We start from the raw sequence: 22,938 nt of genomic DNA on the forward strand, positions 1-22,938 counted from the left end.
TTCCGGCCCGGTATGACAAGCGGGCCGGCTGGTTGAGTAAAGTGTCCGGGTGAAGATCGCGCTGATGGACTCCGGAACCGGCCTGCTCCCGGCGGCCGCCGCCGTGCGACGCCTGCGGCCGGACGCGGACCTGATCGTCTCCACCGACCCCGACGGCATGCCGTGGGGCCCGCGCACCCCCGACGACGTCACCGCGCACGCCCTGGCGGTGGCCCGCGCCGCCGCCGCCCACCGCCCGGACGCGCTGATCGTCGCCTGCAACACCGCCTCCGTGCACGCGCTGCCCGCGCTCCGCGCCGAGTTGGAGCCGTCCATCCCGGTCGTCGGCACCGTCCCGGCGATCAAGCCCGCCGCGGCCGGCGGCGGCCCGGTCGCCATCTGGGCCACCCCGGCCACCACCGGCAGCCCGTACCAGCAGGACCTGATCGCCCGCTTCGCGCAGGGCGTGGCGGTCACCGGCGTGCCCTGCCCGGGCCTCGCCGACGCCGTCGAGCAGGCCGACGAGGACGCGATCGACGCCGCGGTGGCCGCGGCCGCCGCGCTCACCCCGCCCGGCGTCCGGGCCGTCGTCCTGGGCTGCACCCACTACGAGCTGGTCGCCGAGCGCATCCGCGCCGCCGTCCAGCAGCCCGGCAGCGCACCCCTGGTACTGCACGGCTCCGCCGAGGCGGTCGCCGCCCAGGCGCTCCGCCGGGCCGGCGCCGAACCGGCCCCCGCGGCCGCCCCCACCGGCACCCTCCAGGTGCTGCTCAGCGGCCGCCCGGGCCCGCTGCCCGAGGTGGTCCTGGCCTACGCCGAGGGTCGGCTGCTCGCCGGCGCCGTCCCGGCCGCCCCGCACACCGCCTGACGCACCGGGCGCCACCCGCACCCGCCCGTTCCGTGCACTGCCCCAGGGTGCGAAGGCGCGTACGCTGCGTCCCATGAGGGACCACCCCCACGAGGGGGCCGCAGCCCCCGACGAGCACCCCGGCGCGGACGCCGTCCCGGGTGGTGTCCGCCCCACGGGCGGCTCCCACCCCGAGATCCCCGAGGTCTGGCAGGGCAGCGCCACCAACCGCTTCCAGTGGCTGCTGGCCGGCATCGGCGCGGCCTGCCTGGCGCTGGGCGTCGAGCTCGCCGTCAACAGCAGCTGGACCTCCGGCCTGGTCCCCCTGGTGATGGCCGTGGTCGGCTGCGTCGCCGCCGGGCTGCTGGTGCTCTACGGCACCCTCGCCTTCGTCCGCGTCGCGGTCCGGGTCGACGCGGACTGCCTGGAGGTGCGCTGCGGCCACATGGGAGTGCCGCGCCGCCGGATCCCCCTGGACACGGTCGTCGACGCCGACTTCGCGCCCCGCGTCACCCCGCGCCACTGGGGTGGTTGGGGTTACCGCTGGCGCCCCGAGCAGGGCACCGCCGTGGTCGTCCGCCGCGGCGAGGCGCTGGTGCTCCGGCTCGGCGACGGGCGGACCTTCACCGTCACCGTCGACGACGCCCAGGGCGCGGTGGCCTGCGTCCGCGAGCGGCTCCGGCTGCGCCGGCCGGCGTCGGCGGCCTGAGCGCCGGTCCCCGACAGCGCCGGGCGGCACCGGTCGCCGGGTCCCGTAGGGTCGGTGCATGGCAACCCCCGATTTCATCCGCGACCTCCGGGCCGACATCGGCACCAAGCTGCTGTGGCTGCCCGGGGTGAGCGCGGTGGTCTTCGACGACGAGGGGCGGGTGCTGCTCGCCCGGCGCGCGGACACCGGCGACTGGTCGGTGATCGGCGGCATCCCCGAGCCCGGTGAACAGCCCGCCGAGACCGCCGTCCGCGAGGTCCACGAGGAGACCGCGGTGCACGTCGTCCCCGAGGGCGTGGTCCTGGTCGAGGCCATGTCGCCGGTCCGGTATCCGAACGGCGACGCGTGCCAGTTCATGGACGTCACGATGCGCTGCCGGGCGGTCGGCGGCGAGGCGCGGGTCAACGACGACGAGTCGCTGGAGGTCGGCTGGTTCCCCCTCGACGCGCTCCCGGAGCTGGACGACTACGCGCGCAGCCGCATCGAGAGGGCGCTGCAGGCCGGCCCGACCTGGTTCCGGGGGATGCGGCAGGTGGAGCCGACCCAGGGGTAGCGGCCCGCTACAGCTCGGTGGTCGAGGGCTGGCCGTTCGGGAGCGAGGACCCGTCGGGCACGCCGGGGAGCTCCGAGCCGTCCGGCGGGCCGCTGGGACCGCCGCCCTGGTCGGCCTCCTCGGTGTGCATCTCCCGTTCGCCGCGCCGGCATTCGGTGACCCAGGTGCCGGTCGGCCCGCCGTCGTAGTGGCAGGACCAGCCGCGCACGGCCAGCGACCCGGAGAGCTTGCGGGACTGCGGCGGCGCCCGCAGGAAGAACTCCTTCGTCACCGCGCGGACCTCCCCGCAGCCCACCGTGCCGCCCGCGCCGGGGTCCGCGAACAGCGCGACGCCGTGCGCCCGGCCCAGCGCGTCGGCGATCTCGCCGCAGCTCACCGGCTGGCCCGGGACGGCGGGGGAGGCCGGCGCTTCCGGGGTGCCGTACGGGTCGGACGCGGACGAGGTGGCCGGCGCCTCCCCCAGGCCCTCCCCGGCCCCGCAGCCGGTGGCCGCCAAGGCGAGCAACGCGGTCGGCACGGCGAGCAGCCTGTGCATGTCGGCCTCCTAGGGCGGCGGTGCGCAGTCGGCCCGCCGCGTCGTTCGACGCTAGGAGGCCGGGCGTGGCGGTGGCACCCGGGGGCGGCCGTTCGGGTGAGCGTCACGGGCCGCCCCGGGAGGCTGTTGCGGCGGGGACTTCGCTGCGATCATGCGCAGATGACCGCGAGCAGCAGACCCGGTGTGCCGGCCGCGCCGGGCACCCCTTCCAGCCCCGTTACCCCGGGCGCCAACTCCGTACCCGGTGTGCCGGGGCCGGTCGCCCTCGATCTGCGCGGCCGGGTCGCCCTGGTCACCGGCGCCGCCAGCGGCATCGGGCGGGCCTGCGCCCACCGGCTGGCGGCCGCCGGCGCCACCGTGCGCGCCGTCGACCGGGACGCCGACGGCCTCGCCGGCCTGGTGGAGGAGGCGCGCGACACCGCCCCCGGCACCATCGAGCCGCACCCCCTGGACCTCACCGACCTGGACGCCGCCGAGCGGAGCGCGGCCGGCTGCGACGTGCTGGTCAACAACGCCGGCATCCAACTCGTGCGCCCCATCGAGGAGTTCCCGCCCGAGGTGTTCCACCAGGTGCTGACGGTGATGCTGGAGGCGCCGTTCCGGCTGCTGCGCGGGGCCCTGCCGCACATGTACGGGCAGGGCTGGGGCCGGATCGTGAACGTCTCGTCCGTGCACGGGCTGCGGGCCTCGCCGTTCAAGTCCGCGTACGTCGCCGCCAAGCACGGGCTGGAGGGGCTGTCCAAGACGGCCGCCCTGGAGGGTGCCGCGCACGGGGTGACCAGCAACTGCGTCAACCCCGGCTATGTCCGCACGCCCCTCGTGGAGCGGCAGATCGCCGACCAGGCCGCCGCCCACGGCATCCCCGAGGAGCGGGTGTTGACCGAGGTGCTGCTGGTCGACTCGGCGCTCAAGCGGCTCATCGAGCCGGCGGAGGTCGCCGAGGCGGTGGCGTATCTGTGCACCCCGCAGGCGTCGTTCGTGACCGGGACGTCGCTGGCCCTGGACGGCGGGTGGACCGCGCACTGAGCGGCCGAGCCGTGTCCGGGCCAGGTGAGCTCCGGGTGCGCCCGCGGTGGCACGCGTCAACGCACCGGCCAACGGTGGTCGTTGGCCGGGCTGATCCGCAACGCGCCGCGGGCGCCGCGTGCTTGGGGGTGGGAAGGGGGTCAGGCGCTCGCGTAGACGCGGTTGGCGAACTCGGCGACCTGGGTGTCGGTGAGGCTCTTGGCCAGATTGGCCTCGGTGATCATGCCGACCAGTTGGTGACCGCCCTTGACGTCGATCACCGGGAGGCGCTTGATCCGGTGCTGCTCCATGGTGCGCAGGACGTCACCGGCGTCCGCGTCGGCGTCGATCCAGTGGATCTTGCTCTGCATCGAACCGGCCTGCACCGTCGAGGGGTCGATGCCCTCGGCGCAGCACTTGATGACGATGTCACGATCGGTGATCATGCCCGTCAGCTTGTTGTTGTCGCCGCAGATGGGCAGCGCGCCGACCTTCAGGTCGCGCATCATCTGCGCCGCGTCCTTCAACGACTGGTGCGCGCCGACGCATTGCACTCCACCGGTCATGATGTCCCGGGCTCGCAGGTTGCCGGCCATGATTCCTCCCGCTGTCACAGGGATGGGTGTGCTGGGTTCTGGGGGTGCTACGGAGCGTTCCCGGGAGCGTTTTGGCGGTGCTCGTCGCCCTTGGGAGAGCTCCTGGGGATGTTCCTCGCACGGCGTCCGCGCGATGCGCGGGGCGTCTTTTCTTCGATGACACCACGGATGGTGCAAGGTCGCTTCCGGGGCCGGGAGGCCGTCCGGGAGGCCGCAATCCCGCGGCCACCGGGGCGCGATGCGGCGGCCCGTGCACCTGCTGCCCGACCGGGGAATCGGGCATATCGTTCGTAGTACCGCGGTTCCGCCGCCCCCTTTGCGGTTCCGCCTCCGCTTCGTGAATCCCCGTACCGAAAGAAGGGTTCCGATGCATGCTGCGCTCAGCTCCGCTGACCTCGCCGAACTCCGCCGGCAGCGGCCCTATCCGGCCGTGTCGGTCCTGCTGCCCACGCACCGCCGGGAGCCGGACAACGCACAGGACCCGGTCCTGCTGCGGAACATGCTGGCGGAAGCCAAGGAGCGGCTCCAGGACGATCCGGACGTCTCCAGGGAGCGACGGATCGATGTCATCGAGCAGTTGGACCGGGCGGTGTCGGAGATCGACCTGACACACGCCGAGGAGGGCATGGTCGTCTTCGCGGCACCGGGTGAGCACCAGGTGTGGTCGCTGGGGCGTACGGTCCCGGCCCGCGTGGTGCTCTCGGACACCTTCCTCACCCGCAATCTTGTCGCCGCGCAGGCCGCCGAGCACCCGTTCTGGGTGCTGGCGCTCTCCGCCGACCGCGTCAGCCTGTGGAGCGGTGCGTTGGACCGCGTCACCGAGGTGCACCGCGGTGGATTCCCGCTGACCCGCAGCCTGGTGGACCCCGATCCCGAGGACCAGTTGCAGGTCGGCGACATACCCAGCACCTTCCGTGACGAGCACACCCGTAGGTTCCTGCGGGACGCGGACACCGCGCTCGCGGCCATCGTCAGAACCGACCCCCGGCCCCTCTACGTCGTCGGCGAGGCGGCGGCGCTCTCGCTGTTCGACGATGCCGGGACGGTCGTGCGGGGCGGCACCGGCACCAAGATCGCGGTGACGCAGGTGCCGCAGACGGGGCTGGCGGGTGGCCCGCCGGACGCCCTCTGGCAGGCGATCCGCCCGTACGCCGAGAAGCGCGCGGAGGCCGAAGTCGCCGATGTGCTGGCCGAACTGGACCGGGCGCGCGGTCGTCGGACCTTCGCGGCCGGCGTGGACGAGATCCGGCAGAACGCCGAGGTGGGCCGGGTCGCGCTGCTGGCGGTGGAGGAGAACTACCGGGAGACCGTGCGGGACACCGGCGATCACCTCATGCCGGCCGAGCCCGGCGACCGGGACTCCGTCGACGACATCGTGGACGCGATCGTGGAGCGGTCGTTGGACACCGGCGCGGAGGTGCGGTTCGTGCCCGACGGCGTGCTCGCCGAGGTGGGCGGGATCGCGGGGACGTTGCGGTACTAGGGCTGTGCGTGCCCGGCGGTCGGTGCCCCAACGAGGCGGGCGCCGGCCGCCGTTGCGGTCCGGGGGCGCGCGTCACGCCGGCAGCAGGTGGAAGTGGTGGGTGAACCAGTCGCGGGCGAGCGCGGAGACCTGGTCCAGGGCGCCCCGTTCCTCGAAGAGATGGGTGGCGCCGGGGACGATTTCGAGCTTGTTCTCGCAGGTCAACGCCGACTGGGCCTGGCGGTTGAGATCCACGACCAGGGTGTCGGCGCCGCCGACGATCAGCAGCGTCGGGGCCCGGACGGAGGCGAGCAGCGAGCGGCCGGCGAGGTCGGGGCGGCCGCCGCGGGAGACCACGGCGCCGATGTCCGCATCGGGGTAGGCGGCGGCCCGCAGCGCGGCCGCGGCGCCGGTGCTGGCGCCGAAGTAGCCGATCGGCACGGACTCGCGCTCCCGCAGCCAGCGGGTGGCGTCGGCCAACCGCCGGGCCAGGGTGTCGATGTCGAAGACCTTGGCCCGGTCGAACTCCTCGGCCGGGGTGAGCAGATCGAAGAGCAGGGTGCCCAGGCCCGCGCGGTTCAGGGTCACGGCCACCGCGCGGTTCCGGGGGCTGTGCCGGCTGCTGCCGGAGCCGTGCGCGAACATCACCACCGGCCCGCCCGGCGCGGGCAGCGTCAGGTCCCCGGTCAGCCGGACCGGACCGGCCTCGATCCGGACCTCCTCCGGCTCGCCCGCCTCGCGCGCCGTCCGGGTGCGGGCGCCGGTCCGGGGAGCGGTGCCGGCCGCGGCCTGGGTCAGCAGGGCGACCACCTCGTCGTCCGAGGTCTGGGAGAAGTCCTCGTACCACTCGCCCACCGCGGAGAACGCGTACGGGGTGGAGAGGCAGACGAACTCGTCGGCCAGGGTGCGCAGTCGCTCGGCGGCGTCCGGCGGCGCCACCGGGACGGCCAGCACGACCCGGGACGCGCCCTGGGCGCGGACGACCTGGCAGGCGGCCGCCGCGGTCGATCCGGTCGCGATGCCGTCGTCGATGACGATCGCGGTCCGGCCGTCCAGCGGCAGGCGTGCCCGGCCGGCCCGGAACCGCCCGGCCTGGCGGGCGAGTTCGGCCTCCTCGGTGCGCTGCACCGCGTCGACGTCCTTGGGCCCGACCCGGCCCCGGCGGATGATGTCGTCGCTGAGCACCCGCACCCCGCCCTCGCCGATCGCGCCGAAGCCCAGCTCCCGTTGGTACGGGACGCCCAGCTTGCGGACCACGATCACGTCGAGGGGGGCGCGCAGGGCCTGGGCCACCTGATAGGCCACCGGGACCCCGCCGCGGGGCAGGCCCAGGACGACGGGCTCTTCCTGTTCCAGGTGACGCAACGCCTCGGCCAGCCGCCGTCCGGCGTCCGCACGGTCGGTGAACAGCACAGTGTGCACCCCCTACCCAGGGGAGACGGAAGCCACGTCCACACCTACGTCCGGCATAACGCCGCTCGGGGGCTTTTGCAAGTCGGTCACTCGGCGGGGGCGGGGTGGTCCGGGGCGAGCAGGGCCGCGATGTCCTGCGCCGACCACCGTGGGTGCACCCCTGGGCACGCGGCGAGATAGGCCGCGGTGCGGTGCGGGGACCAACCGTGGGCGGCGCCGATGCCGGCCGCGATGTGGCGGAGGTAGGCGGCGGACGGCGGGTTCGGGGGGACGTCCGTACTGCGCCAGGGAGCGGTGAAGGTCAGCACCGGGTGGCCGTCGAGCCGGCCGGCGCAGACCAGCGTCTCGTAGCGGCCGGGGCCCAGCCGGTCGCGGCCGTGGGTGAGGACCGGCGTCAGGTCGAGGTCCGCGGTCGGGTCCCGGTACATCTCCTGGGCGGCCACGTCGGAGAATTGAGAGAGCGTCAGGAGGTAGGCGTGGCAGGGGAGTTCGCCGTCGGCGTCGGGGTCGTAGAAGGCGCGGCCGCCGGTCCAGAGCGCCGACTCGGTGGCGAAGTACAGGCGGCCGCGCAGGAGGAGGGGCGTGCTGCGCCGCGGCGGGCGGGGGTCGCGGCACCCGGGGACGTCGCGCAGCCCGCCCGGTGGGCGGCCGCCGGTGAGGTAGTGGGCGAGCCGTTCCGGGTGGGCGTTGGAGCCGTACGCGGCGTACCAGACGTGCCGGACGACGGCCGGGGCGGTGCCGTCGCCGTCGGAGGGGGCGTCGAGGGGGTCCGGGACGCGGGGCGCGGTCACCTCTTCACGGTAGCGCCGGGTGGGGGTCCGGTGCCGGGCCGTTGCGGAAGCGGTCGGCGCGCCGCGGGGGCAGGATGACCGTATGTTGCTCGCGGCGCTCGCACAGGTGTCGGCGGAGGTCGCCACCACCTCGGCCCGGTCGCGGAAGGCCGCGCTGCTGGCCGGGCTGTTCCGGGCCGCCGACCCGGAGGACGCCCCGCTGGTCATCCCCTACCTGGCCGGGCGGCTGCCCCAGGGGCGGATCGGCGTCGGCTGGAGCGTGCTGCGCGACCCGCCGCCGCCCGCGGACGCGGCCACCCTCACCGTCCGCGCGGTGGACGCCGCGCTGACCGCCCTGGCCCGGGTCGCCGGCCCCGGCGCACAGGCCGAACGGCGGCGCCTGGTCCGGGAGCTGTTCGCCGCGGCCACCGCCCAGGAGCAGCGGTTCCTGCGCGGGCTGCTGACCGGCGAGGTGCGGCAGGGCGCCCTGGACGCGCTGGCCGTCGAGGGGCTCGCCGCGGCCACCGGCGCGCCCGCGGACGCGGTGCGGCGGGCCGTGATGCTCGCCGGTTCGCTCCCGGACGTCGCCGCGGCGCTGCTCGCCCAGGGCCCGCCCGCGCTGGCCGACTTCCGGCTCACCGTCGGCCGCCCCGTCGGGCCGATGCTCGCGGGGACCGCCGGCTCCGTCGACGAGGCGATCGACCGGCTCGGCCGCTGCGCGGTGGAGGAGAAGCTGGACGGCATCCGGGTCCAGGTGCACCGGGACGGCCCGGACGTGCGGATCCACACCCGCACCCTGGACGAGGTCACCGACCGGCTGCCCGAAGTCGTCGCGCTGGTACGGGGGTTGACCGTCACACGGTGCATCCTCGACGGGGAGGTGATCGCCCTGGGGGCGGACGGGCGGCCGGTGCCGTTCCAGCGGGTCGCCGCCCGGTTCGGCTCCCGTACGGACGTCGCCGCGGCCCGTGCTGCCCTCCCGCTGACCCCGGTCTTCTTCGACCTCCTCGCGCTCGGCGACCGCGAGCTGCTGGACCTCCCGGGGGTGGAGCGGGCCACCGAACTCGCCTGGCTCGTCCCGGAGTCGGCGCGGGTGCGGCGGCTCGTCGTCGAGGACCCGGACGACGCCGGGGCGCGGACCGCCGCCGCGGAGTTCTTCGCCGACACCCTGCGCCGCGGCCACGAGGGCGTCGTGGTCAAGGCGCTCGACGCGCCCTACCAGGCCGGCCGCCGGGGCGCCGGTTGGCTCAAGGTGAAGCCGGTGCACACCCTGGACCTGGTGGTCCTGGCGGCCGAGTGGGGGCACGGCCGGCGCACCGGCCGGCTCTCCAACCTGCACCTCGGGGCGCGGACCGCGGACGGCGGCTTCGTCATGCTGGGCAAGACCTTCAAGGGCCTGACCGACGCCACCCTCGACTGGCAGACCGGGCAACTGCGGGAGCGGGCGGTGGCGGACGACGGCCGTGTGGTCACGGTCCGCCCGGAACTCGTCGTGGAGATCGCCCACGACGGGCTGCAGACCTCGCCCCGCTATCCGGCCGGGGTCACCCTGCGCTTCGCCCGCGTGGTGCGCTACCGGGAGGACAAGACGGCGGCGGAGGCCGACACGATCGAGACGGTGCTGGCGGGGCGGCGGTGACGGGACGCACGGCCGGGAAGCGGAGCGCCGGGCTGCTGCTGTACCGCCGGGGTGCGGACGGCGGGGTCGAGGTGCTGTTGGCGCACATGGGCGGGCCGTTGTGGGCCCGTCGGGGCGCGGGTGCGTGGACGGTGCCGAAGGGGGAGTACCTGCCGCCGGAGGAGCCGATGGCCGCGGCCCGGCGGGAGTTCGCCGAGGAGCTGGGGACGGCGCCGCCGGACGGCCGCTACCTGCCCCTGGGGGAGGTACGGCAGTCCGGCGGCAAGGTGGTGACGGTCTGGGCCGTCGCGGGCTGCCTCGACCCGGACCGGATCGTGCCCGGCACCTTCGAGATGGAGTGGCCGCGCGGCTCCGGGGTGGTCCGCAGCTTCCCGGAGATCGACCGGGTGGCCTGGTGCGGTCCCGAGGAGGCGCGCTGGCGGCTGGTCACGGCCCAACGGGCGTTCGTCGACCGCCTGCTGGCGATCCTCGGTGACGAGCCCGACGAGCCCGACGAGCCCGACGAGCCGGGTGGGCCCGGTGGCTGACCGCTCGCGCCGCTCCCGTCACTCCCGCCGTCCCGGCAACCCCCGTCGCCCCGCCCTCACTTCACCGCGCCCAACGACAGCCCCTGCACCAGCTTGTCCTGGGCGGCGAAGCCGGCGACCAGCACCGGCAGCGACACCACGGTGGCCGCCGCGCACACCTTCGCCAGGAACAGGCCCTGGCTGGTGACCAGTCCGGTCAGGAACACCGGGGAGGTGCCGGCCACGATGCCCGTCAACACCCGGGCGAACAGCAGCTCGTTCCAGCTGAAGATGAAGGAGATCAGGGCGGTCGCGGCCAGGCCCGGCAGGGCGACCGGCGCCACGATCCGCAGCAGCGTGGTGGGCAGCCCGGCCCCGTCGAGCGAGGCGGCCTCCAGGATCTCCACCGGCACCTCGGCCAGGAAGGACCGCATCATCCACACCGCGATCGGCAGGTTCATCGAGGTGTAGAGGATGACCAGCAGCCAGATGTTGTCCAGCATCCGGGTGTTCTGGGCGACCAGGTAGATCGGCAGCAGCCCGGCCACCAGCGGCAGCATCTTGGTCGACAGGAAGAAGAACAGCACGTCGCGCCATTTGCGCACCGGCCTGATGGACAGCGCGTACGCCGCCGGGACCGCCAGCACCAGCACCAGCAGCGTCGAAGCCACCGATGCGGTCAGCGAGTTGAGCAGTGGCGGCCAGGGGCTCACCCCCGCGCCGCCCGCGCCGAAGAACTCCTGGTAGCCGTGGAGGGTGAGCGGCGCGGTCAGGCTCGGCGGGTTGGTGGCGGCGTCCGGCTCGCGGTGGAAGGAGGTCAGCACCATCCAGGCCACCGGCAGGAAGAAGGCCAGCCCGCACAGCCAGGCCACCAGCCCCAGCACGCCCCGGGTCCGCCGGCCGGCCCGGCTCTCTCCTCGCGTCATCGGGTGATCTCCTCGCGCAGCAGGGACGACACGGTGCGCAGGGCGAAGTTCGCCACCAGCAGTGAGCACAGCACCACCACGACGCCCTGCGCGGACGCCCGGCCGTAGTCATGGGCCTGGTAGAAGGTCTGGTAGATGGTGTACGGCAGGTTGGCGGTGCCCAGTCCGCCGGAGGTGATGGTGAACACCGCGTCGAAGTTCTGCACGATGTAGACGGTGCCCAGCAGCGCCGCGAGTTCGAGGTAGCGGCGCAGGTGCGGCAGGGTGAGGTGGCGGAAGATGCCGAAGGCGGACGCCCCGTCCATCCGGGCCGCCTCCACCGCGTCCGCCGGTCGGCTCTGCAGGCCGGCCAGCAGGATCAGCATCATGAACGGCGTCCACTGCCAGACCAGCGACAACGCGACGGCCGCCAGCGGGGAGTTGGTCATCCAGTCCGGCTGCGGCGGGTCGCCGGCGCCGAACAGCCGCCACACCCACGTCAGCACGCCGTTGAGCAGCCCGTACGAGGCGTTGTAGAGCGCGTGCTTCCACAGCAGCGCGGCGGCCACCGGCACCACCAGGAACGGGGTGATCAGCAGGGTGCGGACGACGCCCCGGCCGCGGAACCTGCGGTCCAGCAGCAGCGCCAGGCCGAGCCCCAGCAGCAGGCTGGTCAGCACCACCGACACCGTCAGCAGCACCGTCGTGCCGATCGACGAGCGCAGGGCGGGGTCGGTGACCACCGCCCGGTAGTTGTCCAGGGCGGCGAATGCGCGGTGGTCGGGCGCGAGCGCGTTCCAGCGCAGGAAGGAGATCACCACCGTGGCCACGAACGGGAGTTGGGTGACCGCGATCAGGAAGACCAGGGCGGGCAGCAGCGGGGCCCGCCGGGCCCAGTTCGCGGCCCGCTCAGCGCGCGGTGTACGCATCGGACACCTCCCGCGCCAGCCGCTGGCCGGTCCGCAGCGCGTCGGCGACGCTCTGTTTGCCGGCGATCGCGGAGCTGATCTCCTGCGACACCTTGGTCCCCAGGTCCGAGAACTCCGGTATGCCCACGAACTGGATGCCGGGCGCCGGCCGCGGCTGCACCCCCGGGTCGTCCGGCCGCGCCGAGGTGATCGCCCGCTCGGTCGCCGCCGCGAACGCCCCCGCCGTCTTGCGGTACGCCGGGTCGCGGTAGGTCGAGGCGCGCTTGCCGCCCGGCACCCGCGACCAGCCCAACTCCCGGCCCACCAGCTGTTCGTAGCCCTTGCCGGACGCCCAGCGGACGAACCGCCAGGCCGCGCTCCGGTGCGTGCTGGCCTTCTGGATGCCCCAGGCCCAGGTGTAGAGCCAGCCGGCGCTGCGGGTCCGCTCGACCGGCGCCGGGGCGTAGCCGATCCTGCCGGCGACGGGGGAGTCCGCGCTCTCCAGCGACCCGGCTCCGGCGGTGGCGTCGTACCACATGGCGACCTTGCCCTGCTGCATCGCGTTGAGGCACTCGGTGTAGCCGGCCTGGGGCGCGCCGGGTTCGCCGTGCGCGCGGACCAGGTCGACGTAGAAGCGGACCGCCCGGGCGAACTGAGGGCTGTCCACCCCGGCCTTCCAGTCCTTGTCGAACCAGGTGCCGCCGAAGGTGTTGACCACCGTGGTCAGCGGCGCGGTCAACTGCCCCCAACCGGGCTGTCCGCGCAGGCAGATGCCCTTCAGGTCCTTGCGGGAGCCGTCCAACTCGGCGGCGAGGGAGGCCACTTGGGTCCAGGTCGGCCGGGCGGGCATGGTCAGCCCGGCCGCCTTCAGCAGGTCCTTGCGGTACATCAGGAACGACGACTCGCCGTAGAACGGCTCCGCGTAGACCTCGCCGTCGGCGGCGGTGAGCGAGGAGCGCACCGGCGCGAGGATGTCCTTCTGGTCGAACTCACGGTCCTTGGCGGCCAGTTGACCGAGAGGGGCGAGCCAGCCGTTGCGGGCGTAGATGGGTGTCTCGTAGTTGCTGAGGCTGGCCACGTCGTACTGTCCGGCCTGGCTGGAGAAGTCCTGGCTCATCTTGTCGCGGAGGTCGTCCTCCGGCAGCACGGTGAAGTGGACCCGGATGCCGGTCTCCTTGGTGAAGTGCTCGGCGGTGAGCCGCTGGAGGTCCACCATCTGCGGGTTGTTCACCATCAGCACGTTGAGGGTGTGCAGCCCGTCGTGGCCGCTGTCGCCGCTGCCGCCGGCGCCGCGGTAGCAGCCGGTGGCGGTCAGCGAGAGGGCGGCCGCGAGGGCGGCCAGCCGCCTCAGGCGGCGGCCCGCGCCGCCGACGGCTCCGGGGGATCGTGCGCGCACGGCTCCTGCCTTTCCGGGTGGTTCGGCCCGAGGGGACGGGCATGGGCATGCCAGGGGTGCGGCCGGCCGGGCCGGCGGCGGTGCGGGGGGAGAGGGGCGTCGGGCGTCAGACCCGGAGCACCTGCGGCCCCAGGAGGGAGTAGCGGTGGGCCTCCGGCGCGGAGAGCCCGGTGTCGGTGACGATCGCGTCGACGTCGCCGATCGCGGCGAACCGGCAGAAGCTGCTGGCCCCGAACTTGCTGTGCACGCCGACCAGCACCCGCCGCCGCGACGAGCGCACCGCCTGCGCCTTCACGTCGGCGACGGCCGGGTCGGGCGTGGTCAGGCCGTGCTCGCGGGAGATCCCGTTGGCGCCGAGGAAGGCCAGGTCGACCACGAAGCCGGCGAGCATGTCCCGGCACCACGGCCCCACCGTCGCCTGGGTCCCGGCCCGCACCCGCCCGCCGGCCAGCAGCACGGTCGTGGTGTCGGACGCCGCCACCAGCGAGGCGGTGCGCAGCGACGCGGTCAGCACGGTCAGCGGCCGGTCCGTCGGCAGCAGCATCGCGACCAGCTCGGGGGTGTACCCCTCGTCGACGAAGACCGTCTCCGCCTCGCCGACGAGCTGGGCCGCGGCCGCCGCGATCCGCCGCTTCTCCGGCACCTGTTGGGTCTCCCGCCGCGCCAACGTGGTCTCGTAGCCCGCGCTCTCGACCGGGTAGGCCGCGCCGTGCGTGCGCCGGACCAGCCCGCGCCGCTCCAACTCCCGCAGGTCGCGCCGGACGGTCTCGCGGGCCACCCCGAACTCGTCGGCCGCCGCGGCCACCTCCACGCGCCCGGACTGCCGGGCGAGCACCAGCAGACGGCTCTGGCGTTCCTCGGCCCTCATCGCTCACTCCTGCCCCTGGCGGGATCGCCCGCCGCGCTCCGTCCGCCCGCTTCCGAACAGTCGCGTCCCCAGCGGATTGCTTTCCGTTCGGTCACAGCGGCGCCCGTTTCTGCCCGCAGCCAGGTTTATAGCAACAGATCACCTGCCCGCCGCCGCCCGTTACGGAACCAAAGCCGCCCGATTCTGCCCGCTTCCGAAGGCCGTTTTCCGGGCCCCGGCGCGGGTGCCGGGCCCGTTCCCGCCCCTGTGCGCGTCCGTCACCGCGCCCCGGGCCGGCCAGCGCACGCCGGTGCCACACCGGTGGTGCGGGGTTCGACGGCGCTTAGGCTGGACGCCATGAGCTCGGAGATGCGGTCGTTGGCGGTCACCGCACTCGTCCAGGAGGACGAGTGCGCGGTGCTGCGGGTCAGCGGGGAGTTGGACCTCCGCACCGAGCAGGCGTTCCTCGCCGAGGCCCGGTCCGTCGTCTCCGCCGGGCACCGCTTCCTCGTGCTGGACCTGACCGCGCTGCGATTCTGCGACTCCCGCGGCCTGAGCTGCCTGCTCGCCCTGGAGTGGCTCTGCCGGCGGCTGGAGGGCCGGCTGCTGCTGGCGTCGCTGGGCGTACGGATGCTCAAGCTGCTGGTCGGCACGCAGTCCCTGGGGGTCTTCTCCTGCTACCCGACGGTCGGCCACGCGCTGGCCGCGGTCCCCGCCGCCAGCCGCCCCGCGTGGCCGCCGGCCGGGGACGCCGAGGTCGCGGACTGACCCGGCCCCGGCGCCGTGGACTCACGCCTGCGAGCGAAGCGCCGCCGACCGGTCGGTCTGACTCCTGCGTGTGACGTTCCCCGCACCCGTCCCGGGCACCGCCTCCGCCCGCAGCGCCGCGATCAGCGCCGTCACCGACGGCCGGCCCCGGGCGGCCGCGCCGACCGCGACCACGATGTGCCGCTCGACGGTCTCCCGCAGCGGCACCGCCACGATCCCCTCCGACCGCAGCCGCAGCATCAGCGCGGTCAGCGGCGCCACCCCCAGCCCGGCGCCCACCATCGCCAGCGACGTCGCGGTGTCCGTCATCTCGTGCACCACCCGCGGCTCACCGCCCGCCCGCCGGCAGGCCGTCCGGATCGCCCGCCCGTAGTACGAGTCGGCCGGCGGCAGGATCCAGTCGTGCCGCGCGGCCCCGGCCAGCGACAGCGGGACCCGCTCCCTCTCCCGGGGCGCCCGCCCGACCGGCATCGCCAGCGAGAACCGCTCCGACCGCAGCCGCACCAACTCCACCGCGCCGTCCCGGTCCAGCGGCGCGTCCGGATAGTCCAGGCCGAGCGCCACGTCCACCCGGCCCGCCCGCACCTCCGCGTACGCCTGGTCCACGTCCACCTCGCGGCCCACCACCCGCACCGCGGGGTGCTGCGCGGTCAACCGGCGCAGGGCCGGCGGCAGCAGCATCGCCGCCGCCGTCCCGAAGACCCCCAGCCGCAGCCGCCCGCCCACCATCCCGCGGGACCGCTCCAGGGCCGCCACCGCCTCGGCCTGCGCCCCCAGGATCCGCTCGGCGTGCTCCGCCAGCGTCTGCCCGGCGTCCGTCAGCTCCATCCGGCGCCCGGCCCGGCGGACCAACTCGGTGCCGGTGGCCCGCTCCAGCGCGGCGACGTGCTGGGAGACCGCGCCCGGCGTGTAGCCCAGCGCCACCGCGGCGGCCGTCATCGTGCGGCTCCGGGTCAGCTCCAACAGCGTCCGCAGCTGCACCCCCGGCAATTCCACGGCGGGACCCTACCCACCCCTCGCCGAAGCCATCCGCGCCGCCGCAAACCCCCGCGGCCGCACACCTCCTGATAGATCACCTCCAACGACCCTGCATGGACGGGCGCCCCCCCGACGGTCACCATCGAAGGGCACCGGCCCGGTGGTCCCGCCGAGGCCGGACGTCCCCCCCCGTGACGACGCGACAGGGAAGGCGGCCCGGATGGTCCACCGCACGACGTCGGCTCCCCCCGTCACCGACCCGCCGCCCGCCCCGCTCCCGGCGTCCGTCGACGTCGTGGTCATCGGCGGCGGGGTGATCGGTGCGAGCATCGCCTTCCACCTGGCCGAGGCGGACGCCGGCCGGGTGCTGCTGCTGGAGCGCGACCTGCCGGCCTCCGGATCCTCCGGCAAACCCCTCGGCGGCGTCCGCGCGCAGTTCTCCGACCCGCTCAACATCCGCCTCGGGCAACGCAGTCTGGACGCCTGGCGGGACTTCGCCCGCCGCCCCGGCGCCGACGTCGGACTGGACCCCGTCGGCTACCTCTTCCTCCTCGGCAGCGAGGCCGAACGCGACACCTTCGCCCGCGGCATGGAGATCCAGCACGCCCACGGCGTGCCCAGCCGCATGATCACCCCGCGGGCCGCCCAGGACCTCTGCCCCTACCTCGACCCCACCACCCTCGTCGCCGCCGCCTTCTCGCCCACCGACGGCTACGCCACACCGAAGGCCGCGGTCGCCGGCTACCTCCGCGCGGCCCGCCGGCGCGGCGCCACCGTCCGCACCCGCTGCCCGGTCACCGCCATCGACGTCACCGACGGCCACCTCCAGGCCGTCCGCACCCCGCACGGCACCGTCCGCACCCGCACCGTGATCTGCTGCGCCGGCGCCTGGTCCGGGCGGGTCGCCGCGCTGGCCGGGGTCGCCCTCCCGGTCACCCCGCTGCGCCGGCAGATCGCCTTCACCGGCCCGCTGCGCCCCCGCCCGCCCCGCATCCCCTTCACCCTCGACTACGCCTCCACCCTCTACTTCCACAACGACGGCGCCGACGGCCTGCTCCTCGGCCTCTCCGACCCCGCCCAACCCCCCGGCTTCGAGCGGGAGTTCAGCCGCGAATGGCTCGCCCCCTTCCGCGCCGCCGCGGCCCGCCGGGCCCCGGAGCTCGCCGAGCTGCCGATCACCGGCGGCTGGGCCGGCCTCTACGAGATGACCCCCGACCGCAACGCCCTCATCGGCGAGGCCCCGCACCCCGGCCGCTTCCTCTACGCCACCGGCTTCTCCGGCCACGGCTTCCTCCAGGCCCCCGCCGTCGGCGAGATCGTCCGCGACCTCTACCTGCACCGCGAACCGTTCCTCGACGTCGGCCCGCTCGCCGCCAGCCGCTTCGAGGGCCGCCCGGCCGCCCGCCCCGAGGCCCACATCATCTGACCGCCCCGAAGGAAGCGACCCCATGCCCCACATCCCCACCTGGCGACTGCGCGCCGCCTTCGCCCGCCGGCTCTCCGCCATGTACGGCACCGAGGTCCCCGCCTACACCACGCTCCTGGAGGTCGCCGGGCAGGTCAACGACGAGGTCGCCCGGCGCGATCCGGACGCCGGCCGGCTCGGCAGCCTCGACCGGGTCACCGCCGAACGCCACGGTGCCATCCGCGTCGGCACCCCCGCCGAACTCCGGCAGGCCGCCCAGGTCTTCGCCGCCCTCGGCATGCACCCGGTCGGCTTCTACGACCTGCGGGACGGCGACATCGGCGCGGTCCCCGTCGTCTCCACCGCCTTCCGCCCCACCGACCCCGTCGAACTCGACCGCAACCCCTTCCGGGTCTTCACCTCCCTCCTCACCACCGGCGACCGCCGCTTCTTCGCCCCGGAGCTGGAAGCCCGACTGACCGCCTTCCTCGCCCACCGGCAACTCTTCCCGCCCGCACTCCTCCCGCTCGCCGGACGGGCCGAACGCGACGGCGGCCTCGTCGAGTCGGACGCCGAACGGTTCCTCACCCTCGCCGTCGGCGCGTTCACCCTCGCCGCCGAGCCCGTCGACCGGGCCTGGTACGCCGAGTTGGAGCGGATCTCCGCGGTCGCCGCCGACATCGGCGGCGTCACCAGCACCCACATCAACCACCTCACGCCCCGCGTCCTGGACATCGACGCCCTCTACCGGCGGATGGGGGAGCGCGGCATCACCATGATCGACCGCATCCAGGGCCCGCCGCGCTGGGCCGGCCCCGACGTGCTGCTGCGCCAGACCTCCTTCCGCGCGCTGGACGAGGCCCGTACCTTCCGCGAGCCCGACGGCCGGCTCACCCGCGGCGCCCTGCGGGTCCGCTTCGGCGAGGTCGAGGCCCGCGGCATCGCCCTGACCCGCGCCGGCCGGGCCCGCTACGACACGCTCACCGCGGAGACCGACCGCCGCGCCGCCGGCCGACCCGCCGCCGAGCGGGAGCGCACCGCCCGTGCCCTGTGGGAACGGGACTTCCCCCGCACCGAGCACCAACTGGCCGTCGAGGGCCTGGCGTTCTTCGCCCACCGGCCGGTGACCGACCGCCCCCGCGACGGCCGCCGCCCGCCCGCCGACCTCGCCGGACTGCTCACCGGCGGCTGGCTGACCGCCGACCCCCTCGTCTACGAGGACTTCCTGCCCCGCTCCGCCGCCGGCATCTTCCACTCCAACCTCACCGGCGACGGCACCCGCGACCCGCGCCGCGACGGCACCCCCTTCGACGCCCACCGCCTCGCCGAGGCCCTCAACCGCCCGGTGCTCGACCCGTTCGCCCTCTACGCCGAGCAGCAGGACCGCGCGCTGCGCGAGGCCCTGACCACCCTGGGCGCCGACGCCGCCCTCCAGGTCCTGGACGCCCCGGCCGCCAACTAGCCGCCCCCACCGCCCTCGTAGGAGACCCCATGACCGCCACCAGCGCGCACCCCGGCACCCTCGGCCTCCCCGGCACCGACGCCCTGCGAGCCCGCGCCAGCGCCGCCCTGCGCCGCTGCGGCGCGGTCGGCCTCGACGCGTACGCCGCACAGGCCCCCGCCGCGCCCGGCGCCACCGTCACCGCCCGCACCCCGCTCACCGGCGCCGTCCTCGCCCACCTGCCCGCCACCACGCCCGAGCAGGCCGAGGCCGCTCTCGCCGACGCCCAACACACCTTCCACACCTGGCGCACCGTCCCCGCCCCGGTCCGCGGCGCGCTGGTCAAGCGGCTCGGCGAGCTGCTCACCGCCCACCAGGACGACCTCGCCGACCTGGTCACCCTCGAAGCCGGCAAGATCCGCTCCGAGGCGCTCGGCGAGGTCCGGGAGATGATCGACATCTGCGACTTCGCGGTCGGCCTCTCCCGCCAGCTCTACGGCCGCACCATCGCCGGCGAACGCCCCGGCCACCGGCTCTCCGAGAGCTGGCACCCGCTCGGCGTCGCCGGGGTGATCTCCGCCTTCAACTTCCCCGTGGCCGTGTGGTCCTGGAACACCGCGGTCGCCCTGGTCTGCGGCGACCCGGTGGTCTGGAAGCCGTCCGAACTCACCCCCCTCACCGCGCTCGCCTGCGCCGCGCTGCTGGCCCGCGCCGCCGCCGACGCCGGCGCCCCGCCCGGCGTCCACCACCTGCTGCTCGGCGGCGCGGAACTCGGCGAACTGCTCGCCGACGACCCCCGGGTGGCCCTGGTCAGCGCGACCGGCTCGGTGCGGATGGGGCGCCAGGTCGCACCCCGGGTCGCCGCCCGCTTCGGCCGCTGCCTGCTCGAACTCGGCGGCAACAACGCCGCGGTGGTCACCCCCACCGCCGACCTCGACCTCACCGTCCGCGGCGTGGTCTTCGCCGCCGCCGGCACCGCCGGCCAGCGCTGCACCACCCTGCGCCGCCTGATCGTCCACGAAGACGTCGCGGACACCCTCACCGCCCGCCTGGTGCACGCCTACGAACAGCTCCCGGTCGGCAACCCCGACGATCCGGCCACCCTCGTCGGCCCGTTGATCAACCCCGCCGCGCACACCGCGATGACCCGGGCGCTGGACGCCGCCCGGCGCGCCGGCGGCACCGTGCTCACCGGCGGCGACCGCCGCTTCGAGGCCGAGGCCCCGGACGCCGCCTACGTCCGCCCCGCCCTCGTCCGGATGCCCGGGCAGGCCGAGATCGTCCGCGCCGAGACCTTCGCCCCGATCCTCTACGTCCTGACCTACCGCACCCTCGACGAGGCCCTCGCCCTGCACAACGGCGTGCCGCAGGGCCTGTCGTCCAGCATCTTCACCCGCGACCAGCGGGAGGCCGAACGGTTCCTGGCCGCCGACGGCTCCGACTGCGGCATCGCCAACGTGAACATCGGCACCTCGGGGGCGGAGATCGGCGGCGCGTTCGGCGGCGAGAAGGAGACCGGCGGCGGCCGGGAGTCCGGCTCGGACGCCTGGCGCGCGTACATGCGCCGGGCCACCAACACCGTCAACTACTCGGCCGACCTGCCGCTCGCCCAGGGCGTCAACTTCCTCTGAGACCCCGGGCGGGCGGCGGCCGGCGTCAGCGGAGGGCGGCGCGCCCCAGGTCCTGCACCAGGGTCGGCGAGGGCCGGGGGATGGCCCCGAAGTCCTCGTCGTCGCCCTCCACCACCAGCCGGTTGATCACATGCTCCAGCGCCGCCGGCAGCGTCGGCGCCAGCCCGCTGTGCCACTGGACGAGGAGGTTGTGCCGGGCCTCGTCGGGCAGCAACTGCTTCTCGTCGAAGGCCGCCAGCGCCCGGGGTTCCTCGTCGGACGGGTGCGCCGCCTGCTCGCGCCAGTAGGCGGCGTCGCGGAACTCGCCGTCCCGGCGGTGCGCGAGGTACAGGCAGTACGCGGCGGTCCGGCTGCCGGCCCCCGCGCCGAAGTGCCACCAGAAGTGCGCCGCCTGGGTCCGGCCCGTGATGTGCAGCAGGCACCCGAAGACCAGCGCGCCCTCCGGGTCGATGTGGTGGTCGTCCACCAACCGCTCCAGGCTCGCCGCGGCCGCCGCGGCGTTGATGACCAGCGCGCAGGCCAGTTGGAGCTCGCCGGTGGCCTCGTCCCGCGCGGTGGGATACCCGCTGGGCGCGGCCCGCCCCGGCGGCACCACTGCCGGCCGGTCCGTCACGGCCGCGGCGGGTGCCAGGCAGCCCAGCCCGTCGAGGGCCCCGGCGTCGTCCAGCGCACCGAAGTCCGCCAGCCCGTCGATCCCGGCCACCGCCGCGGCGGCGCTCAGCAGCGACTCGACGGTCTCCCGGCGTTCGCCCCGGTCCCGGTGCGTCCTCGTCATCTCACGTTCCCCCATGTCCGACTCCCGCTGAACTCCCGGCCGTCGCCCGGCCGGTCAACCCTGATCGATGCCGAGCGCGGCGGCCAGCTTCCGCCTGCCCCGGCTCGCGTACGAACGCACGGTGACCTCGTCCACCCCCAGCAGCGCGGCGATCTGCGCGTCGCCGTACCCGATGACGTGCCGCAGTACGATCACGTCGCACTGCCGCTCGGGCAGCCGCGCGATCGCCGCATAGAGCCCCAACTGACTCTCCAGCATGGCGAATTGCTGCTGGCACTCGCGCAGCAGTGCCTGGGTGACGACGGCGAAGGCGGCGGTCTCGGTGAGCGCGGTCGGCTGCCGCCGGTCGTAGAGCCACTCGGTGACCCGCTCCTTCAGCACCGACCATGCGTACGCCTCCACCGACGCCTGCCGTAACGCGTGCGGCCACACCCGGCCCAACTGCTCGTACGCCGCCAGGGTCACCTCGCGGGCGGCGGTCCGGCTGCCGGTGTGCAGATAGGCGTAGGCCAGCCACCTGCGCGCGTGGGTCGCCAAGAACGCCTCGAAGGTGAGCGCCAACTCCGGCCCCGATTCCTGGGGAACGGCTATCTCCGCCATGGCAGCAGGGTCCGGCCTTCTGGCCGGCAGAAGTCGGTCCCGGTCTGTGCTCACGCGCCGTCCTCGTTCCCGTCGCCGTGCACCGCCGCGGCGCCACCGAGGACGGTGGCCGCGCCGGGAGGACGGTCTGTCCTCACCCTCCAATCAACAGGAAAGCCCGCTGTTTTGTGGCACCGGGCGACAGATATTCCTGCGCTCCGTACGCAGATGACTACTCCTGACCGGGAACGATCAAAACCCGCGCCCGGGTGTGCGCCATGCGACCACCGTCCGCCCGGCGCGCACCGGTGCCGCCCCCGCGCGCGCAGCGTTTCCGGCGCATGAACACGGGCGCGCAGGGCAGGGTGCTGCTACGACAGCGCTCCCGGCGGCGGAGCGGGGGAGCGGCGGGGACCGGCGGTCGATCGGCGACCCGTCCGGCGGCGGGAGGCAGCGCGCGATGACCGAGCACGAGCCCGTGGTGGAGCTGAAGTTGGACCGGGCGCACTCGGCCCGGATCTACGACTACATGCTGGGCGGCAAGACCAACTTCCTGGCCGACCGGATGGCCGCCGGCCGGGTCCTGGGCGTCTTCCCCGCCGCCCTGGTGGCCGCCCGGATCAACCGCGAGTTCATGCACCGGGCGACCCGGCACCTCGCCGCCGCCGGCCTGCGCCAGTTCCTGGACATCGGCACCGGCATCCCCACCCCGCCCAACCTCCACGAGATCGCCCAGGGCGTCGCCCCCGACGCCCGCGTCGTCTACACCGACAACGACCCCATCGTGCTCGCCCACGCCGCGGCCCTGCTGCGCGGCACCCCCGAGGGCCGCACCGCCTACGTCCCGGCCGACGTCACCGACCCGCGCAGCATCCTGACCGCCCCGCACCTCCTCGCCACCCTCGACCTGACCCGCCCGGTCGCGCTCAGCCTCAACGCCCTGATGCACTTCGTCACCGACGACGGCCAGGACCGCGCGCACACCGTCGTCGAGACCCTCAAGTCGGCCCTCCCCAGCGGCAGTACGCTGGCGATGACGCACGCCACCCCGGACTTCAGCCCCGACGCCATGCACCGGCTGGTCGACATCTACCGCGACGCGGGCACCGAGCTGCAGTTCCGCACCCGCACCGAGTTCCTCCGCTTCTTCGACGGCTGGGAACTGCTCGACCCGGGCATCGCGCTGTCCCACCAGTGGCGCCCCGAGCGCCCCGAGGACGCCACCCACGTCACCGACGCCGAGGCCGCCTGCTACGCCGCCGTCGCCCGCAAGCCCTGAGGCCCCGCGGCA

23 protein-coding genes are annotated in these 22,938 nt (G+C 74.9%); 12 read left to right on the forward strand and 11 right to left on the reverse strand.

Annotated elements, in window-relative coordinates; all coding sequences use genetic code 11:
* Positions 1–49 precede the first annotated feature (49 nt).
* From ACIQU6_RS35515 to ACIQU6_RS35525, 3 genes are all read left to right on the forward strand, one after another.
* The gene (locus tag ACIQU6_RS35515) at positions 50–847 is read left to right on the forward strand and encodes a glutamate racemase (protein WP_403485845.1); all 798 of its coding nucleotides are present in this window, start codon (positions 50–52) and stop codon (positions 845–847) included.
* A gap of 73 nt (positions 848–920) precedes the next feature.
* Positions 921–1,535, forward strand: a complete 615-nt coding sequence (locus tag ACIQU6_RS35520) for a hypothetical protein (protein ID WP_403485846.1) — start codon at positions 921–923, stop codon at positions 1,533–1,535.
* A gap of 58 nt (positions 1,536–1,593) precedes the next feature.
* Complete coding sequence (locus ACIQU6_RS35525; RefSeq protein WP_403485847.1) at positions 1,594–2,088, forward strand: NUDIX hydrolase; 495 nt, start codon at positions 1,594–1,596, stop codon at positions 2,086–2,088.
* A 7-nt stretch (positions 2,089–2,095) separates the two neighbouring features.
* Here the strand turns inward: ACIQU6_RS35525 and ACIQU6_RS35530 are convergent, their stop codons facing one another.
* Positions 2,096–2,623 carry a hypothetical protein gene (locus ACIQU6_RS35530; protein WP_403485848.1) on the reverse strand — a complete coding sequence of 176 codons (528 nt, stop codon included), beginning with the start codon at positions 2,621–2,623 and terminating at the stop codon, positions 2,096–2,098.
* A 159-nt stretch (positions 2,624–2,782) separates the two neighbouring features.
* On the opposite strand from ACIQU6_RS35530, the gene ACIQU6_RS35535 reads away from it, so the two are divergent.
* Positions 2,783–3,649: a 3-hydroxybutyrate dehydrogenase gene (locus tag ACIQU6_RS35535; RefSeq protein ID WP_403485849.1), complete on the forward strand. Its 867-nt coding sequence runs from the start codon at positions 2,783–2,785 to the stop codon at positions 3,647–3,649.
* A gap of 140 nt (positions 3,650–3,789) precedes the next feature.
* Here the strand turns inward: ACIQU6_RS35535 and ACIQU6_RS35540 are convergent, their stop codons facing one another.
* A complete protein-coding gene (locus ACIQU6_RS35540) occupies positions 3,790–4,224 on the reverse strand; it encodes a CBS domain-containing protein (RefSeq protein WP_403485850.1) in 435 nt (144 codons plus the stop codon).
* A 367-nt stretch (positions 4,225–4,591) separates the two neighbouring features.
* Between ACIQU6_RS35540 and ACIQU6_RS35545 the strand changes: the two genes are divergently transcribed.
* On the forward strand, positions 4,592–5,707 hold the full coding sequence (locus ACIQU6_RS35545) for a chemotaxis protein (RefSeq protein ID WP_403485851.1): 1,116 nt from the start codon (positions 4,592–4,594) through the stop codon (positions 5,705–5,707).
* Positions 5,708–5,779: 72 nt separating this feature from the next.
* Here ACIQU6_RS35545 and ACIQU6_RS35550 read toward each other — a convergent pair whose 3' ends face one another.
* Positions 5,780–7,099, reverse strand: coding sequence for a phosphoribosyltransferase family protein (locus tag ACIQU6_RS35550; protein WP_403485852.1), 1,320 nt, complete (start codon positions 7,097–7,099; stop codon positions 5,780–5,782).
* An 86-nt stretch (positions 7,100–7,185) separates the two neighbouring features.
* On the reverse strand, positions 7,186–7,890 hold the full coding sequence (locus ACIQU6_RS35555; RefSeq protein WP_403485853.1) for a histone deacetylase: 705 nt from the start codon (positions 7,888–7,890) through the stop codon (positions 7,186–7,188).
* Positions 7,891–7,972: 82 nt separating this feature from the next.
* On the opposite strand from ACIQU6_RS35555, the gene ACIQU6_RS35560 reads away from it, so the two are divergent.
* Positions 7,973–9,508 (forward strand): ATP-dependent DNA ligase, encoded by a 1,536-nt coding sequence (locus tag ACIQU6_RS35560; protein ID WP_403485854.1) that lies wholly within the window; start codon positions 7,973–7,975, stop codon positions 9,506–9,508.
* A complete protein-coding gene (locus ACIQU6_RS35565; protein ID WP_403485855.1) occupies positions 9,505–10,035 on the forward strand; it encodes an NUDIX domain-containing protein in 531 nt (176 codons plus the stop codon). The genes ACIQU6_RS35560 and ACIQU6_RS35565 overlap by 4 nt, the downstream gene beginning before the upstream one ends.
* A gap of 56 nt (positions 10,036–10,091) precedes the next feature.
* Here the strand turns inward: ACIQU6_RS35565 and ACIQU6_RS35570 are convergent, their stop codons facing one another.
* The 4 genes from ACIQU6_RS35570 to ACIQU6_RS35585 all read right to left on the reverse strand — a co-directional run bounded on the left by ACIQU6_RS35570 (position 10,092) and on the right by ACIQU6_RS35585 (position 14,091).
* Positions 10,092–10,940 carry a carbohydrate ABC transporter permease gene (locus tag ACIQU6_RS35570; protein ID WP_403485856.1) on the reverse strand — a complete coding sequence of 283 codons (849 nt, stop codon included), beginning with the start codon at positions 10,938–10,940 and terminating at the stop codon, positions 10,092–10,094.
* Positions 10,937–11,848, reverse strand: a complete 912-nt coding sequence (locus tag ACIQU6_RS35575) for a carbohydrate ABC transporter permease (protein ID WP_403485857.1) — start codon at positions 11,846–11,848, stop codon at positions 10,937–10,939. The genes ACIQU6_RS35570 and ACIQU6_RS35575 overlap by 4 nt, the downstream gene beginning before the upstream one ends.
* Positions 11,829–13,223 carry an ABC transporter substrate-binding protein gene (locus ACIQU6_RS35580; protein ID WP_403485858.1) on the reverse strand — a complete coding sequence of 465 codons (1,395 nt, stop codon included), beginning with the start codon at positions 13,221–13,223 and terminating at the stop codon, positions 11,829–11,831. The genes ACIQU6_RS35575 and ACIQU6_RS35580 overlap by 20 nt, the downstream gene beginning before the upstream one ends.
* Positions 13,224–13,329: 106 nt before the next feature.
* Positions 13,330–14,091, reverse strand: a complete 762-nt coding sequence (locus tag ACIQU6_RS35585; RefSeq protein WP_403485859.1) for a DeoR/GlpR family DNA-binding transcription regulator — start codon at positions 14,089–14,091, stop codon at positions 13,330–13,332.
* A gap of 336 nt (positions 14,092–14,427) precedes the next feature.
* Between ACIQU6_RS35585 and ACIQU6_RS35590 the strand changes: the two genes are divergently transcribed.
* The gene (locus ACIQU6_RS35590) at positions 14,428–14,838 is read left to right on the forward strand and encodes an STAS domain-containing protein (RefSeq protein WP_403485860.1); all 411 of its coding nucleotides are present in this window, start codon (positions 14,428–14,430) and stop codon (positions 14,836–14,838) included.
* 21 nt (positions 14,839–14,859) lie between these two features.
* Here ACIQU6_RS35590 and ACIQU6_RS35595 read toward each other — a convergent pair whose 3' ends face one another.
* Positions 14,860–15,834, reverse strand: a complete 975-nt coding sequence (locus tag ACIQU6_RS35595) for a LysR family transcriptional regulator (RefSeq protein ID WP_403485861.1) — start codon at positions 15,832–15,834, stop codon at positions 14,860–14,862.
* 202 nt (positions 15,835–16,036) lie between these two features.
* Between ACIQU6_RS35595 and ACIQU6_RS35600 the strand changes: the two genes are divergently transcribed.
* The 3 genes from ACIQU6_RS35600 to ACIQU6_RS35610 are packed head-to-tail and all read left to right on the forward strand — an operon-like array spanning position 16,037 to position 20,293.
* Positions 16,037–17,242 carry an NAD(P)/FAD-dependent oxidoreductase gene (locus ACIQU6_RS35600; protein WP_403485862.1) on the forward strand — a complete coding sequence of 402 codons (1,206 nt, stop codon included), beginning with the start codon at positions 16,037–16,039 and terminating at the stop codon, positions 17,240–17,242.
* Between the two features lie 22 nt (positions 17,243–17,264).
* A complete protein-coding gene (locus ACIQU6_RS35605) occupies positions 17,265–18,683 on the forward strand; it encodes a 2-oxoadipate dioxygenase/decarboxylase family protein (protein WP_403485863.1) in 1,419 nt (472 codons plus the stop codon).
* Between the two features lie 29 nt (positions 18,684–18,712).
* Positions 18,713–20,293: an aldehyde dehydrogenase family protein gene (locus ACIQU6_RS35610; RefSeq protein ID WP_403485864.1), complete on the forward strand. Its 1,581-nt coding sequence runs from the start codon at positions 18,713–18,715 to the stop codon at positions 20,291–20,293.
* A 25-nt stretch (positions 20,294–20,318) separates the two neighbouring features.
* On the opposite strand, the gene ACIQU6_RS35615 is transcribed toward ACIQU6_RS35610, so the two are convergent.
* Entirely contained in the window at positions 20,319–21,068 is a 750-nt protein-coding gene (locus ACIQU6_RS35615; RefSeq protein WP_403485865.1) for a hypothetical protein, read from the reverse strand.
* A 54-nt stretch (positions 21,069–21,122) separates the two neighbouring features.
* Positions 21,123–21,668, reverse strand: a complete 546-nt coding sequence (locus ACIQU6_RS35620; protein ID WP_403485866.1) for an RNA polymerase sigma factor — start codon at positions 21,666–21,668, stop codon at positions 21,123–21,125.
* Between the two features lie 439 nt (positions 21,669–22,107).
* On the opposite strand from ACIQU6_RS35620, the gene ACIQU6_RS35625 reads away from it, so the two are divergent.
* Positions 22,108–22,926 carry an SAM-dependent methyltransferase gene (locus ACIQU6_RS35625; protein ID WP_403485867.1) on the forward strand — a complete coding sequence of 273 codons (819 nt, stop codon included), beginning with the start codon at positions 22,108–22,110 and terminating at the stop codon, positions 22,924–22,926.
* Positions 22,927–22,938: the final 12 nt, after the last annotated feature.

This window comes from Streptomyces sp. NPDC090442 (assembly GCF_044769405.1).
GTDB lineage: Bacteria > Actinomycetota > Actinomycetes > Streptomycetales > Streptomycetaceae > Streptomyces.